We start from the raw sequence: 15,074 nt of genomic DNA on the forward strand, positions 1-15,074 counted from the left end.
CTCGCGCGGCACCCACGCGGCCCCGGCCGCCGCAGCACCCGCTCCACCCGCACAGACGCAGGAGACACCGATGGTCCAGGGCCCCCACCCGGCACCGCCCCGCAGGGCGGCCGCGCCCGCCGCCGCCCCCGAGCCCGCCCGGCTCGCGGAGCCCGCGGTCGCCCGCGACGCCGCTCCCGCCACCCGCCCGCGACCCGCCGTCGCCGAGCAGGTCACCGGCGCCAAGTCGATCGTCCGCTCGCTCGAGGAGGCCGGCGCCGAGGTCGTCTTCGGCATCCCCGGCGGCGCGATCCTGCCGACCTACGACCCGCTGATGGACTCCACCCGGCTCCGGCACATCCTCGTGCGGCACGAGCAGGGCGGCGGCCACGCGGCGACCGGGTACGCGCAGGCCACCGGCAAGGTCGGCGTCACGATGGCGACCTCCGGCCCGGGCGCGACCAACCTGGTGACCCCGATCGCCGACGCCAACATGGACTCGATCCCGCTGGTCGCGATCACCGGCCAGGTGGGCGCCTCGCTGATCGGCACGGACGCGTTCCAGGAGGCCGACATCGTCGGCATCACGCTGCCGATCACCAAGCACAACTTCCTGGTGACCGACCCGGACGACATCCCGCGGACGATCGCGGAGGCGTTCCACATCGCGTCGACCGGCCGCCCGGGCCCGGTGCTCGTGGACATCGCCAAGTCGGCCATGCAGACCGACACCACGTTCACCTGGCCGCAGCAGCTGGACCTGCCCGGCTACCACCCGGTGACCAAGCCGCACGGCAAGCAGATCCGCGAGGCCGCCCGGCTGCTGGCCACGGCCCGCCGCCCGGTGCTGATGGTCGGCGGCGGCGTGATCCGCTCCGGCGCGTCCGCCGAGCTGCGCCGCCTGGTCGACGAGTCCGGCGCCGCCGTGGTCACGACGCTGATGGCCCGCGGCGCGCTGCCCGACACGCACCCGCAGCACCTGGGCATGCCCGGCATGCACGGCACGGTGGCCGCGGTCGCCGCGCTGCAGAAGGCCGACCTGGTCGTGGCGCTCGGCGCGCGGTTCGACGACCGGGTCACCGGCAAGCTGTCGTCGTTCGCCCCGAACGCGACGATCGTGCACGCCGACATCGACCCGGCGGAGATCGGCAAGAACCGCACGGCGGACGTGCCGATCGTCGGCGACCTGCGCGAGGTCATCGCGGACCTGCTGCCCGAGCTCGCCCGCGAGCAGGTGCAGCACGGCAAGCCGGACCTCGAGGCGTGGTGGCAGCAGATCGACTCGTGGCGCGAGACGTTCCCGCTCGGCTACGACGAGCCCACCGACGGGCACCTGGCGCCGCAGCACGTGATCTCCCGGATCGGCGAGATCTCCGGCCCGGAGTCGATCTTCGTGTCCGGCGTCGGCCAGCACCAGATGTGGGCCGCGCAGTTCATCAGGTACCAGCGGCCGAACTCCTGGCTGAACTCCGGCGGCCTCGGGACCATGGGCTTCTCGGTGCCCGCGGCGATGGGCGCGAAGGTCGGCCAGCCCGACCGGACCGTGTGGGCGATCGACGGCGACGGCTGCTTCCAGATGACCAACCAGGAGCTCGCCACCTGCACGATCAACGAGATCCCGATCAAGGTCGCGGTGATCAACAACTCCTCGCTCGGCATGGTCCGGCAGTGGCAGACGCTGTTCTACGAGTCCCGGTACTCGAACACCGACCTGCACACCGGCCACGGCACGATCCACGTCCCCGACTTCGTGAAGCTCGCCGACGCCTACGGCGCGGTCGGCCTGCGCTGCGAGACCACGGCCGACGTGGACGCGACCATCAAGCGGGCGATGGAGATCGACGACCAGCCCGTGGTCGTGGACTTCACGGTGTCCCGCGACTCGATGGTGTGGCCGATGGTCGCCGCCGGCGTGAGCAACGACGACATCCAGTACGCCCGGGGCATCTCCCCGGCGTGGGACCGCGAGGACTGAGGAAGAGATCATGAGCCGTCACACCCTCTCCGTCCTCGTGGAGAACAAGCCCGGCGTGCTGACCCGCGTCGCGGGCCTGTTCGCCCGCCGGTCGTTCAACATCCACTCCCTGGCGGTGGGCCCGACCGAGCACGACGAGATCTCCCGGATCACCGTCGTGGTCGACGTCGACGCCCTGCCGCTGGAGCAGGTCACCAAGCAGCTGAACAAGCTGATCAACGTGATCAAGATCGTCGAGCTCGAGGACGCCGCCTCCGTGCAGCGCGAGCTGCTGCTGGTGAAGGTCCGCGCCGAGGGCCCGGTCCGCACCCAGGTGCTCGAGGTGGTCGAGCTGTTCCGGGCGCACGTCGTCGACGTCGTCCCGGACACCGTGACCATCGAGGCCACCGGCAGCCCGGGCAAGCTCACGGCGCTGCTCGCGGCGCTCGAGCCGTTCGGCGTCCGCGAGATCGTCCAGTCCGGCATCGTGGCCATCGGCCGCGGCCCCCGCTCCATCACGGACCGCGCGCTCGAGCGCGTCAGCCGGTCCGCCTGAACCGTCCGTCCGCACGACCCCGCACACACAAGGAGAACCATCGTGGCTGAGCTGTTCTACGACGACGACGCCGACCTGTCGATCATCCAGAGCAAGAAGGTCGCCGTCATCGGCTACGGCAGCCAGGGGCACGCGCACGCGCTGAACCTGCGCGACTCGGGCGTCGACGTGACCGTCGGCCTCCGCGAGGGCTCGGCCTCCCGCGCCAAGGCGGAGAACGAGGGCCTCAAGGTCGCGACGGTCGCCGAGGCCGTGCAGGGCGCCGACGTCGTCGTCATCCTCGCGCCGGACCAGGTGCAGCGGCACATCTACCGCGACGAGATCGCCCCGAACCTGACCGAGGGCGCCGCGCTGGTGTTCGGCCACGGCTTCAACATCCGGTTCGGCTACATCAAGCCCGAGGCCGGCCACGACATCGTCATGGTCGCCCCGAAGGGCCCGGGCCACCTCGTGCGCCGCGAGTACGTCGACGGCCGCGGCGTGCCGGTGATCGTCGCCGTCGAGCAGGACGCGTCGGGCTCCGCCTGGGACCTCGCGCTGTCCTACGCCAAGGGCATCGGCGGCCTGCGCGCGGCCGGCATCAAGACCACGTTCACCGAGGAGACCGAGACCGACCTGTTCGGCGAGCAGGCCGTCCTCTGCGGCGGCGTGTCCCAGCTGATCCAGTACGGGTTCGAGACCCTGACCGAGGCCGGCTACCAGCCCGAGGTCGCGTACTTCGAGGTGCTGCACGAGCTGAAGCTGATCGTCGACCTCATCTTCGAGGGCGGCATCACCAAGCAGCGCTGGTCGGTCTCCGACACGGCCGAGTACGGCGACTACGTCTCCGGCCCGCGGGTCATCACCCCCGAGGTGAAGGAGAACATGAAGGCCGTCCTCGCGGACATCCAGAACGGCGCCTTCGCCGAGCGGTTCATCACGGACCAGGACGCGGGTGCGCCGGAGTTCACGGCGCTCCGCGAGAAGGGCCAGAACCACCCGATCGAGCCCGTGGGCCGCGAGCTGCGCAAGCTGTTCGCCTGGGTGAAGCCGTCCGACACGGACTACGTCGAGGGCTCCGCCGCGCGCTGACCCGCCGGCTGCTCGACCGGAACCGAGTGGAGTGCTCTGCCCGACACGCACGGCGTGTCCGGGTGGAGCACTCCACTCGGCGCATGTGGGGGAGGATCAGGGCATGACCGACGACGCCGCCGCCAGCACGCACGCCGACGAGGTCCTGGAGTTCTGGGAGGTCGCCCGGGTCCGGGCCGGCGTCGTCCGGTTCGCCTCGGTGCTGGGCCCGGGCGTGCCGGGGTCGCTCGTGCCGCCGTCCTGGGCGTTCGGGGACGACCCGGCCCTGGCCGACGCGGCCCTCGCGCTCGTGCTCGACGGCACCAAGACCGCCACGTCGACGGCCCTGGCCGAGTTCGAGCACGCCGACGAGCCCCTGCCGGTCACGGGCGACCTGGCGATCGTCACCGACGGCGCGGGCCGGCCCGGCGCCCTCATCCGCACCACGCGGGTCGAGACGGTCCCGTTCGGCGAGGTCGACGGGGAGGTCGCCGCGGCCGAGGCGGAGGGCGACGGGACGCTCGCGTCCTGGCGGGCGGAGCGCGAGGGGTCCTGGGGCCCGGTGCTCGAGGCGCTGGGCGCGGTGCTGACGGACGCCACGCCGGTCGTGGTCGAGCGGTTCGAGCTGCTGTACCCGCGGCCCGGCGACCGGGCCGCCCCCACGACGCCGTCCGAGGCCTGAGACGGTCGTCCCGATTCGTAAGACGACTCACTAGGGTGGCAAGCATGGCGCAGCGCATCAACCTGGCCGTCGTCGCGGGTGACGGCATCGGCACCGAGGTCGTGGAGCAGGGTCTCCTCGCCCTGGAGGCGGCCCTGTCCGGCTCGGGCAGCACGGTCACCACGACCGACTTCGACCTGGGCGCGCGCCGCTGGCACGCGACCGGCGAGACGCTCACCGACGCGGACCTCGAGGCGATCCGCTCGCACGACGCGATCCTGCTCGGCGCCATCGGCGACCCGAGCGTGCCGTCCGGCGTGCTGGAGCGCGGGCTGCTGCTCAAGCTGCGGTTCGCGCTGGACCACTACGTGAACCTGCGCCCGTCCAAGCTGTACCCGGGCGTGGCCTCGCCGCTCGCGAACCCGGGCGACGTCGACTTCGTCGTGGTCCGCGAGGGCACCGAGGGCCCGTACGTGGGCAACGGCGGCGCGATCCGGGTGGGCACCCCGCACGAGATCGCCAACGAGGTCAGCGTCAACACCGCGTTCGGCGTCGACCGGGTCGTCCGCGACGCGTTCGCCCGCGCGGCGGCCCGCCCGCGCAAGAAGCTCACGCTGGTGCACAAGCACAACGTCCTCGTGCACGCCGGCCACCTGTGGCGGCGCACCGTCGAGGCCGTGAACGCCGAGTTCCCCGACGTGACGGTCGACTACCTGCACGTGGACGCGGCGACGATCTTCCTGGTCACCGACCCGGCGCGGTTCGACGTCATCGTCACGGACAACCTGTTCGGCGACATCCTCACCGACCTCGCCGGCGCGATCGTCGGCGGCATCGGCCTGGCCGCGTCCGCCAACATCAACCCGGACCGCACCTCGCCGAGCATGTTCGAGCCGGTGCACGGCTCCGCCCCGGACATCGCCGGGCAGGGCAAGGCCGACCCCACCGCGACGGTGCTGTCCGTCGCGCTGCTGCTCGAGCACCTGGGCGAGCGCGAGGCCGCGGCCCGCGTCGAGGCCGCGGTCGCGGCGGACGTGGCGGAGCGCGGGGACCGAGTACGGTCGACGGCCGAGGTGGGCAAGGACCTCGCCGCGCGCATCGCCGGCTAGTCGCCGCCCGCTCGGGGCGCACCGCCGCGCCCCGCGCCCGTCCCACCCCGGCCGTCGCCCAGGTACCGTCAGATCAGACTCCTGGTGAAAGGCCGCAGACAATGAGCATCTCCGACACGACCGACCTCGGCGCCACCTTCGAGGTCCGGCCCACCGACACCCCGACGCCCGACGCCGAGCGGGAGTCGCTGCTCGCCACGCCGAAGTTCGGCACCGTGTTCACCGACCACATGGCGCGCGTCTCCTGGACGCAGGGCCTGGGCTGGCACGACCGCCGGGTCGAGAAGTACGGCCCGCTGCTGCTCGACCCCGCGACCGCGGTGCTGCACTACGCCCAGGAGATCTTCGAGGGCCTCAAGGCGTACCGGCACGCCGACGGCTCCGTGTGGACGTTCCGCCCGCGGGCCAACGCCGAGCGGCTGCAGCGCTCCGCCCGGCGGCTCGCGCTGCCCGAGCTGTCCACCGAGGACTTCCTCGCGTCGGTGACGGCCCTGGTGCGGACCGACGAGGCCTGGGTGCCGTCGGGGGAGGAGACCAGCCTCTACCTGCGGCCGTTCATGTACGCCTCCGAGGCCTTCCTCGGTGTGCGGCCGTCGATGCAGGCCGAGTACCTCGTCATCGCGTCGCCGGTCGGCTCGTACTTCGCGGGCGGCGTGAAGCCGGTGTCGATCTGGGTGTCCGAGGACTACGCCCGCGCCGCGGCCGGCGGCACCGGTGCGGCCAAGTGCGGCGGCAACTACGCCGCGAGCCTGCTCCCGCAGCAGGAGGCGTACGCCCGCGGCTGCGAGCAGGTGTGCTTCCTGGACGCCGCCACCGGCACGCTGCTCGAGGAGCTCGGCGGCATGAACGTGTTCGTGGTCGGCGCCGACGGCTCGGTGTCCACGCCGCGCCTGACCGGCTCGATCCTCGAGGGCGTCACCCGGTCGTCGATCCTGCAGCTGCTCACCGAGGACGGCCGCGAGGTCACCGAGCGCGACATCCCGCTGGCCGAGCTGCTCGACGGCCTGCGCGACGGCAGCGTCGCCGAGGTGTTCGCCTGCGGCACCGCCGCGGTGGTGACCCCGATCGGCCGGCTCGCGGGCGGCGACTTCGACGTGACGGTGGGCGACGGCGAGGCCGGCCCGGTGATGCAGAGCATCCGGCAGCGCCTCACCGACATCCAGTACGGCCGGGCCGCCGACCCGCACGGCTGGATGCACCGCCTGGTCTGACCCGGTCGCCGAGTTCGGCACTCCGTCGCCCAGGTCGGCACCTCCAGGTGCCGAACTCGGGCGCGGAGTGCCGAACTCGGCCGCTGTCCCGCACGCTGGACGGGGCTGACGGCGGGCGTGACGTGTGCCACCATGAGGCCATGTCCGGTCTCCCGATCGTCATCGCCTAGCGCGTCCGCCCCACCCCCGCGGACGCGCCGACCTCCCGAACCCGGGGGGTCTTTTTGTTGCTCGACCCGCACGCCGACCCGGCGCGCACCCCGGCAGCTCGCCTCGTCCCCTCGCCGAGAGAAGCACCCCCCGTGACCGAGCCCACCGCCCCCGACGCCCCCGCCACGCTGCCCCGCGGCGGCGCGGCCCACCCCGCCCCCGGCGGCCCCGCGGCGTTCGACGTCTACGACACGACGCTGCGCGACGGCGCCCAGCAGGAGGGCATGAACCTCTCGGTCGCCGACAAGCTGGCGATCGCCCCGCTGCTCGACGACCTGGGCGTGGGCTACATCGAGGGCGGCTGGCCGGGCGCGATCCCGAAGGACACCGAGTTCTTCGCGCGCGCCGCCAAGGAGCTCGACCTCCGGCACGCGGTGCTCGCCGCGTTCGGCGCCACCCGCAAGCCGGGCGTGCGCGCGTGGGACGACCCGCAGCTGCGCGCCCTGCTCGACTCCGAGGCGCCGGTCGTCACGCTCGTCGCCAAGTCGGACTCGCGGCACGTCGAGCGCGCGCTGCGCACCACCGGGCCCGAGAACCTGGCGATGGTCGCCGACTCCGTGCGGCTGCTCGTGCAGGAGGGGCGCCGCGTCGTCGTCGACGCCGAGCACTTCTTCGACGGCTTCCGGTTCGACCCGGCCTACGCGAGGGACGTCGTGCTCGCGGCGGTCGAGGCCGGCGCCGAGACGGTCGTGCTGTGCGACACCAACGGCGGGATGCTGCCGTTCCAGGTGACCGAGGTGGTCCGCGACCTGCGGGCCGCGCTGGGCACCGCGGACGCCCTGACCCGGCTCGGCGTGCACGCGCACAACGACTCGGGCTGCGCGGTCGCGAACTCGCTCGCGGCGGTGGAGGCGGGCGCCGTGCACCTGCAGGGCACCGTGAACGGCTACGGCGAGCGCACCGGCAACGCCGACCTGCTCGCGACCGTCGCCAACCTCGAGCTCAAGACCGGCCGCAGCGTGCTCGTGCCGCCCGCGGACCGCCCGGGCGGGCTCGCGGAGATGACCCGGATCGCGCACCAGATCAGCGAGATCACCAACATCGCGCCGTTCGCGCGCCAGCCCTACGTCGGGGCGAGCGCGTTCGCGCACAAGGCGGGGCTGCACGCCTCGGCGATCCGGGTCGACCCGGACCTGTACCAGCACATCGACCCGCAGGCCGTCGGCAACGACATGCGGATGCTGGTCTCCGAGATGGCCGGCCGCGCGTCCATCGAGCTCAAGGGGCGCGAGCTCGGCTTCGACCTGGCCGGCCAGGACGAGGTGCTCACCCGGGTCACCAACCGGGTCAAGGACGCCGAGGCGCAGGGCTACACCTACGACGCCGCGGACGCGTCGTTCGAGCTGCTGCTCGCCGAGGAGGTCGACGGCTCCCGGCCGGCGTACTTCCGGGTCGAGTCGTGGCGGACGATCATCGAGCGCGCGGGCTCCCGCGGCACCCCCGCCACCGCCGAGGCCACGGTCAAGCTGCACGCCGGCGGGGAGCGCATCGTCGCCACCGGCGAGGGGAACGGCCCGGTCAACGCCCTGGACCACGCGCTGCGGCTCGCGCTGCAGCGGGTGTACCCGGAGCTGGCCGCGTTCGAGCTGATCGACTTCAAGGTGCGCATCCTCGACGCCATGCACGGCACCGACGCGGTGACCCGGGTGCTCATCGAGACGTCCGACGGGCAGACCGCGTGGAGCACCGTGGGCGTGGGGCCCAACCTGATCGAGGCGTCCTGGGAGGCGCTGACGGACTCGGCGATCTGGGGCCTGCGCAACCGGGGCATCGCCCCGCGCTGACCCGGGTCCGCACTCGCGCGGAGCCGCGCCGCCCCCGCCTCCCGACGATTCGTCGAGATGGCAACTCTCGGCTGCGCGGGGGCGCCCGCGCACAGCCGAGGGTTGCCATCTCGGCGGGGGTGGCGGGCACAGTGGGTCCGTGCGGGTGGTCGTCGCGGTGGACGCGTTCAAGGGGTGCCTCTCCAGCGCCGACGCCGGAGAGGCGGTCGCCGCGGGCGTGCGCGCCGCGGACCCCGGCGGGTCGGTGCGGGTCGTGCCGGTGGCGGACGGCGGCGAGGGCACGGTCGACGCGCTGCTCGCCGCGCGGCCCGGGCGCCGGGTGGTGGCGCGGGTGGTGGACGCGGTCGGGCGGCCGCTCGACGCCGGGTACGCGGTGCTGGACGGGGACGGGCGCGGCGAGGCCGGGGCGGCGGGCGGTGCCGGGCCGGCGGGGGCGCGCGCGGACGACGGCCGCGGCCCGACCGCCGTCGTCGAGGCCGCCTCCTGCGTCGGGCTCGGGCAGGTCGAGGTCGGTCCCGACCTGCCCCCGCGCGCCGGTTCCGCCGGACTCGGGCTCCTCGTCCGGCACGCGGTCGACGGCGGGGCGCGCCGGGTGGTCGTCGCGCTCGGCGGCTCGGCCTGCACCGACGGCGGGCTCGGCCTGCTGCTGGCGCTGGGCGGCGCGGCGCGGGACCGCGCCGGGGCACCGCTCGGGGCGCCCGGGACCAACCCGCTGTGGGACTTCGGCACCCTCGACGCGCTGCCGGACCTGGGCCGGGTCGACCTGGTCGTGCTCACCGACGTCGACAGCCCGCTGCACGGGCCCGCCGGCGCCGCGCACGTGTTCGGGCCGCAGAAGGGCTCGACCCCGGCGCAGGTCGCGCACCTCGACGACCGGCTCGCCGCGTGGGGCTCGGCGCTGGCGGCGCACGGGCGCGCGGTCGCGGGACTGCCCGGGGCGGGCGCGGCCGGCGGGCTCGGCGCCGCGCTGCTGGCCCTCGGCGCGCGCCGGGAGGCCGGGTTCGCCCACGTCGCGCGCGCAGCCGGGCTGGCCGAGGCCGTCGCCGGTGCGGACCTGGTGCTGACGGGGGAGGGGCGGCTCGACGCGCAGACGGCCCGCGGCAAGACCCCGGCCGGCGTGGCGGCGCTCGGGCGCGGTGCGGGTGCCGTCGTCGTCGCGCTCGCGGGCGCGGTGGACGTGGACGCCGACGACCCGGCGAACCCGTTCGACGCGGTGCTCCCGGTGCACCCGCGGCCGTTGCCGCTCGCGGAGGCGCTCGACCCCGCGACGACCGCCGCGCACCTCGCCGGGACGGCCGCGCAGGTCACCCGCCTCGTCGCCGCGGCGCGTCGCCCCCTCGCGCCGGGCGGCGGCCCGCAATAGCGTGGCGCGGGACAGCGCCCCCGGCCGAGGGAGAACCCGATGACGGAGCCCGCGCGCCCGCCCGCCCCCGCCGACGGGCCTGCACCGGGCGGGTCCGCACCGCGCGAGCCCGCGACCGGCGGTGCCCCGCCCCGCCGGGACCGGGCGTGGCCCTGGCTGCTGACCCTGGTCCTCGCGCTCGCCGCGGGCGTGCTGCTCGCCTGGCGCCCGTGGGCCCCGGCGCCCGGGCCCCGCGAGCCGGACCCGGCCGCGACGGCGTCGGCCGCGGCGACCCCGACGGCGGAGCCCTCGCCGTCCGCCACCTCCCCGGCCCCGTCGGCCGCCGGCGCGTTCGACGCCGGCTCCGCCCCGACGCTGTTCCTCACCGACACCGAGCTCGCCGAGGCCGTGCCCCTGGCCGCGGGCCAGTCGCTCGCGGACGCCGACGAGGCCGCGTGGGGCCTGCCGGAGCGGTCCGCGGTCGAGCCGTCCGCCTGCACGCCCGCGGTCACCACCACCGAGCGCGAGCCCGACATGTTCCTCCGCCGGTTCGCCAGCGACGACGTCGTGACGGTGATCCAGTCCGTCATGGTGCTCGCCGACGCGGCGGCGGCGCAGGAGGCGTTCGACGCCCTGGTCGGGACGCTGGAGGACTGCGACGCCTACCAGCAGATCAACCCGGGCGCCGACGGCGGCTCGTGGACCGCGGAGCCGCCCACGACGGACCGGGGCGACGCCCCGACCGTCGTGCGCCGGCTGACGCTGACCGCCGAGGGCGCGACCAGCCCGGAGGTCGAGGTGACCGCGCTGGCGGGCAACGCCCTGGTGACCACGACCGCGTCCGGCGTGGACCCGGCGGCCGAGCCGGCGGACCCGGCCACGATGGCGGCCGTCGCGCGGAGCAGCGCCGAGCGCGCGCTGGCCGGCCTGGGCTGAGTCCCGGTCCGGGTGGGCCGGCATCCCGGCCCGGGGCGAGGATGGGCCCATGAGCGACGCACGGACGGTGGCGGTGCTGGGCACCGGGATCATGGGCGCGGCGATGGCGCGCATCCTGCTGCGGGCGGGGCACGCCGTCCGGGCGTGGAACCGCAGCGCGGCGAAGGCCGAGCCGCTGGCCGCCGACGGCGCCACGGTCGCGGCCACGCCCGCCGAGGCGGTCGACGGTGCGGACGTCGTGCTGACGATGCTGCACGACGGCGCCGCGGTCGCCGAGGTGATCCGCCAGGCCGGCCCCGGGTTGCGCCCGGGCGCGGTCTGGCTGCAGTCCACGACGGTCGGCGTCGACGACACCCCGGCGCTCGCGGCGCTGGCCGGCGAGCTGGGCGTGACGTTCGTCGAGGCGCCCGTGTCCGGGACCCGGCAGCCGGCCGAGGCGGGGAAGCTGGTGGTGATCGCGGCCGGGCCGCCCGGGGCGCGGGACGTGGTGGCGCCGGTGCTCGACGCCGTGGGCGCGCGGACGGTGTGGACCGGCGAGGACGCGGCCGCGGGGTCGGCGACCCGGCTCAAGCTGGTCGTGAACAGCTGGGTCATCACGGTCGCGAACGCCGCGGGCGAGGTGCTGGCGCTCGCCGAGGCGCTGGGCGTCGAGCCGGACCGGTTCTTCGAGGTGCTCGACGGCGGCCCGCTGGACACCCCGTTCCTCCGGGTGAAGACGGACCTCGTCCGCGAGGACCGGCTGAGCCCGGCCGCGTTCGCGGTCGGCACCTCGGGCAAGGACGCGCGGCTGATCGTCGCGGCCGCGCGGGAGCGCGGGCTCCGGCTGGACGGCGCCGAGGCGTTCTCGGCCCGCCTCGACCGCGCGGCGGCGCAGGGCCGGACCGACGAGGACATGGCGGCGACGTACTACACCTCGACGGTGGACTGACCCTGGGGCGGCACCCAGGGGTGCGCGCCGGGCCGCGGTGAGTGAGGCCCGGGCGTCCTAGGGTCGCGCCATGGGTGCCGTCGCCGCTGCCGATATGGTCATACTTCCGACTAGAGTCGATGCCATGCGCACGCTGCCCCTGAACGAGGTGAAGACCAACCTGTCCGCCGTCCTGGACGAGGTGCAGGCGTCGCACGAGCCCGTGACGATCACGCGGCACGGCAAGCCGGCGGGCGTGCTCGTCTCGGCGGAAGACCTGGACACGCTGCTCGAGACGCTCGCCTGGCTGTCGGACCGCGACCACGCCGCGGAGATGGCGGAGGCCGACGCCGCGGTCGAGGCGGGGGACACGCTGAGCCTCGACGAGGTCGAGGCGCGGCTGGCCCGGCGCCGCTGAGCCCGTGTACGAGGTGCGGTTCGCGCCGCCGGCTGTGCGCGCGATCGACCGGCTCCCCCCGAAGCTCGCGGACGCCGTGCTGCGGTTCTGCCGGGAGCGGCTGGCGGAGAACCCGCACCGCGCCACCAAGCCGCTCACGGGCCGGCTCGCGGGCGAGCGGAGCGGGTACGTCGGCATCGGGTTCCGCGTGATCGTCCGGGTGGACGACGAGAACCGGCCGGTGCACGTGCTGCGGATGGGCCCGCGTGCGGATGTCTACCGCTGAAAACCCCGTGCGCGGCCCGCCGGGTGCGCCGTACCGTCGCCCGCATGGGAACGCTGATCAGCACGGCCGCCGCGGCCGTCGCACGCCCCCGGCCCGCCTGAGCGCGGCCGGACGTCAGACCGGCCGCCGCCTCCGGATGCCCCGAGCACCCGGAGCCGGGCCGAACCCCGCTTCCGCCCCTCCGGGTGCTCCGTCCTGCCTGCGACTGGAGCACCTCCCGTGCGAGATCACCACGGCGGCCGGCACGAGCTCGGCCAGAACTTCCTGCACCACCGCCCGACCGTCGACGCCGTCGTCCGCCTGGTCGGCGCGACCGACGGGCCCGTCCTCGAGATCGGCGCGGGCGACGGCGCGCTGACCCGGCCGCTCGCGGGCCTCGGTCGCGACCTGCTCGCGGTCGAGGTCGACCCGCGCCGCGCCGACCGGCTGCGCTCCCGCGCGCCCGGCGCCACCGTGCTGTGCGCGGACGCGCTGCGCGTGCCGCTCGACCGGCCGGTCGTGGTCGGCAACATCCCGTTCCACCTGACCACGCCGCTGCTGCGCCGTCTGCTGCACCACGGCAGGTGGCGGCACGCGGTACTGCTCACCCAGTGGGAGGTGGCCCGCAAGCGCGCGGGGGTCGGCGGCCGGACGCTGCTCACCGCCCAGACCGATCCGTGGTTCGAGGTCGCGCTGCACGGACGGGTGCCGGCGGGCGCGTTCCGGCCGCGGCCGTCCGTCGACGGCGGGCTGCTCACGGTGGCCCGCCGGGAGCGCCCGCTCGTCGACCCGGCGGAGCGCGACGGCTACCAGCGGCTCGTCGGCGCGGTGTTCACCGGGCCGGGTCGCGGGCTGGACCACGTGCTCGCGCGGGCCGCGCGGGTCCCGGCGGCGACGGCCCGGCGGGCGCTCGCGGACGCCGCGGTGCCGCCGCGCGCGCTGCCCCGGGACCTGCGCCCGGAGCAGTGGGCGGCGCTGTGGCGGGCGCTGTGCGCCGCTCCGGGTCGGCGTCGGCGGTAGGTGGCGCGGCTCCCCGGCGACCACGCCGGTCAGGGGCCTAGGATCGGGACCGTGCGTGGCGAGTACAAGGTCCCCGGCGGCAAGCTCGTGGCAGCGGACGTGGAGGTGGCAGGCGGGACGCTCACCGAGGTGAGCGTCAGCGGCGACTTCTTCCTCGAGCCCGACGCCGCCCTCGCGGTCATCGACGAGTCCCTGCGCGGCCGGCCCGCCGACGCGCGGGTCGCCGACCTGACGACGGCGATCGAGGACGGCCTGCGCCGCGCCGAGGCCGACGGCCGGTTCGACGCCCCGGTGCAGATGGTCGGGTTCACGCCCGAGGCGGTGGCGATCGCCGTGCGCCGCGCGCTCGGCCACGCGACGTCCTGGCAGGACCACACCTTCGAGCTGATCCACCCCGGACCGCTGCCGCCCGCCGTGCTCGGCGCGCTGGACCAGGTGCTGACCGAGGAGCTCGCCGCCGGCCGGCGCGGCCCGACGCTGCGGTTCTGGGAGTGGGACGAGCGCGCCGTGTTCATCGGCTCGTTCCAGTCGCTGCGCAACGAGGTCGACCCCGAGGGCGTCGCGAAGCACGACGTGACGGTGGTCCGGCGGATCTCCGGCGGCGGCGCCATGTTCATGGAGGCCGGCAACTGCATCACGTTCTCGCTCGTGGTGCCCGCCTCGCTGGTCGACGGGCTGTCGTTCGAGCAGTCGTACCGGTTCCTCGACGACTGGGTGATCGGCGCGCTCGCCGACGTGGGCGTCACCGCGACGTTCGCCGGCCTCAACGACATCGCGTCCCCGGCGGGCAAGATCGCGGGTTCCGCGCAGAAGCGCCTGGCCGGCGGCGCCGTGCTGCACCACATGACGATGGCCTACGACATCGACGCGGACAAGATGCTCGAGGTGCTGCGGATCGGCCGGGAGAAGCTGTCCGACAAGGGCACGACCAGCGCGAACAAGCGGGTCGACCCGGTGCGGTCCCAGACGGGGCTGCCGCGGGAGCAGGTCATCGACGCGTTCATCGCCCACTTCCGGTCCCGGTACCGGACCGTCGACGGCGACCTCCGGCCGGAGGAGCTGGAGCGGGCGCATCAGCTCGTCGAGGAGAAGTTCGGCAACCCGGAGTGGACCGCGCGGGTGCCGTGAGCCGCCCGGGGCCGGCGGGCGCCGCCGTGACAGGACCAGGGTCGGGTCGGGGTGGTCCCCGATGCGCCGGGGCGGGCGCGTCCGTCAGGCTGGTGCCGTGAAGCTCCTGCTCAACCTCATCTGGCTCGTGTTCGGCGGGCTGTGGCTCGCGCTCGGCTACGTGCTGGCCGGGATCATCTGCTGCGTGCTGGTCGTGACCATCCCGTTCGGCGTCGCGTCGTTCCGGATGGCGTCGTACGCGCTGTGGCCGTTCGGCCGCACGATCGTGGACCGGCCGACCGCCGGCGCGATGTCGACGATCGGCAACGTCATCTGGATCCTCGTCGCCGGCTGGTGGCTCGTGCTCGGGCACGTCACCACGGCGTTCGCGCAGGCGATCACGATCGTGGGCATCCCGCTGGCGATCGCGAACCTCAAGATGATCCCGGTGTCGCTCGTGCCGCTCGGCAAGGAGATCGTGCCGACGGACCGGTCGCTGGCGGCGTACGGGCACTGAGCCCGGGCGGCCCGTCCGGCGCCGGGTCCGCGGTCAGCCCGCGGCGTGCCGCAGCACCGCGACCAGCGC

At 75.1% G+C, this 15,074-nt stretch carries 15 protein-coding genes; all 15 read left to right on the top strand.

Annotation, left to right across the window (positions count from 1 at the left end; translation table 11 throughout):
- The first annotated feature begins 70 nt into the window (after positions 1–70).
- Positions 71–1,954 (top strand): acetolactate synthase large subunit, encoded by a 1,884-nt coding sequence (locus VER05_RS13000; protein WP_324845763.1) that lies wholly within the window; start codon positions 71–73, stop codon positions 1,952–1,954.
- Positions 1,955–1,964: 10 nt separating this feature from the next.
- On the top strand, positions 1,965–2,489 hold the full coding sequence (gene ilvN, locus VER05_RS13005) for an acetolactate synthase small subunit (protein WP_147796002.1): 525 nt from the start codon (positions 1,965–1,967) through the stop codon (positions 2,487–2,489).
- 42 nt (positions 2,490–2,531) lie between these two features.
- Positions 2,532–3,560, top strand: coding sequence for a ketol-acid reductoisomerase (ilvC, locus tag VER05_RS13010; protein WP_324845764.1), 1,029 nt, complete (start codon positions 2,532–2,534; stop codon positions 3,558–3,560).
- Between the two features lie 103 nt (positions 3,561–3,663).
- Positions 3,664–4,221 (top strand): ASCH domain-containing protein, encoded by a 558-nt coding sequence (locus VER05_RS13015; protein WP_324845765.1) that lies wholly within the window; start codon positions 3,664–3,666, stop codon positions 4,219–4,221.
- Positions 4,222–4,265: 44 nt separating this feature from the next.
- Complete coding sequence (locus VER05_RS13020; RefSeq protein WP_324845766.1) at positions 4,266–5,309, top strand: 3-isopropylmalate dehydrogenase; 1,044 nt, start codon at positions 4,266–4,268, stop codon at positions 5,307–5,309.
- 101 nt (positions 5,310–5,410) lie between these two features.
- Complete coding sequence (locus tag VER05_RS13025; RefSeq protein WP_324845767.1) at positions 5,411–6,520, top strand: branched-chain amino acid aminotransferase; 1,110 nt, start codon at positions 5,411–5,413, stop codon at positions 6,518–6,520.
- Positions 6,521–6,858: 338 nt separating this feature from the next.
- A complete protein-coding gene (cimA, locus tag VER05_RS13030; RefSeq protein WP_324845776.1) occupies positions 6,859–8,514 on the top strand; it encodes a citramalate synthase in 1,656 nt (551 codons plus the stop codon).
- A gap of 139 nt (positions 8,515–8,653) precedes the next feature.
- Complete coding sequence (locus VER05_RS13035; RefSeq protein ID WP_324845768.1) at positions 8,654–9,877, top strand: glycerate kinase; 1,224 nt, start codon at positions 8,654–8,656, stop codon at positions 9,875–9,877.
- A 39-nt stretch (positions 9,878–9,916) separates the two neighbouring features.
- Positions 9,917–10,792 carry a sensor domain-containing protein gene (locus VER05_RS13040; RefSeq protein WP_324845769.1) on the top strand — a complete coding sequence of 292 codons (876 nt, stop codon included), beginning with the start codon at positions 9,917–9,919 and terminating at the stop codon, positions 10,790–10,792.
- A 49-nt stretch (positions 10,793–10,841) separates the two neighbouring features.
- Positions 10,842–11,720, top strand: a complete 879-nt coding sequence (locus tag VER05_RS13045) for an NAD(P)-dependent oxidoreductase (protein ID WP_324845770.1) — start codon at positions 10,842–10,844, stop codon at positions 11,718–11,720.
- A gap of 124 nt (positions 11,721–11,844) precedes the next feature.
- A complete protein-coding gene (locus VER05_RS13050) occupies positions 11,845–12,117 on the top strand; it encodes a type II toxin-antitoxin system Phd/YefM family antitoxin (RefSeq protein ID WP_324845771.1) in 273 nt (90 codons plus the stop codon).
- 4 nt (positions 12,118–12,121) lie between these two features.
- Positions 12,122–12,382 carry a type II toxin-antitoxin system RelE/ParE family toxin gene (locus VER05_RS13055; protein WP_324845772.1) on the top strand — a complete coding sequence of 87 codons (261 nt, stop codon included), beginning with the start codon at positions 12,122–12,124 and terminating at the stop codon, positions 12,380–12,382.
- Between the two features lie 219 nt (positions 12,383–12,601).
- Entirely contained in the window at positions 12,602–13,381 is a 780-nt protein-coding gene (erm, locus tag VER05_RS13060) for a 23S ribosomal RNA methyltransferase Erm (protein WP_324845773.1), read from the top strand.
- Positions 13,382–13,432: 51 nt separating this feature from the next.
- Positions 13,433–14,509, top strand: coding sequence for a biotin/lipoate A/B protein ligase family protein (locus tag VER05_RS13065; RefSeq protein WP_324845774.1), 1,077 nt, complete (start codon positions 13,433–13,435; stop codon positions 14,507–14,509).
- A gap of 97 nt (positions 14,510–14,606) precedes the next feature.
- The gene (locus VER05_RS13070) at positions 14,607–15,005 is read left to right on the top strand and encodes a YccF domain-containing protein (protein ID WP_324845775.1); all 399 of its coding nucleotides are present in this window, start codon (positions 14,607–14,609) and stop codon (positions 15,003–15,005) included.
- Positions 15,006–15,074: the final 69 nt, after the last annotated feature.

Origin of the sequence: Cellulomonas sp. (assembly GCF_035634735.1) — a bacterium.
Taxonomy (GTDB): domain Bacteria; phylum Actinomycetota; class Actinomycetes; order Actinomycetales; family Cellulomonadaceae; genus Cellulomonas.

Coding starts and splice junctions, on each gene's coding strand:
- VER05_RS13000 (WP_324845763.1), top strand. CDS start 71: ATGGTCCAGGGCCCCCACCCGGCACCGCCCCGCAGGGCGGCCGCGCCC.
- ilvN (WP_147796002.1), top strand. CDS start 1,965: ATGAGCCGTCACACCCTCTCCGTCCTCGTGGAGAACAAGCCCGGCGTG.
- VER05_RS13015 (WP_324845765.1), top strand. CDS start 3,664: ATGACCGACGACGCCGCCGCCAGCACGCACGCCGACGAGGTCCTGGAG.
- VER05_RS13020 (WP_324845766.1), top strand. CDS start 4,266: ATGGCGCAGCGCATCAACCTGGCCGTCGTCGCGGGTGACGGCATCGGC.
- VER05_RS13025 (WP_324845767.1), top strand. CDS start 5,411: ATGAGCATCTCCGACACGACCGACCTCGGCGCCACCTTCGAGGTCCGG.
- VER05_RS13040 (WP_324845769.1), top strand. CDS start 9,917: ATGACGGAGCCCGCGCGCCCGCCCGCCCCCGCCGACGGGCCTGCACCG.
- VER05_RS13045 (WP_324845770.1), top strand. CDS start 10,842: ATGAGCGACGCACGGACGGTGGCGGTGCTGGGCACCGGGATCATGGGC.
- VER05_RS13050 (WP_324845771.1), top strand. CDS start 11,845: ATGCGCACGCTGCCCCTGAACGAGGTGAAGACCAACCTGTCCGCCGTC.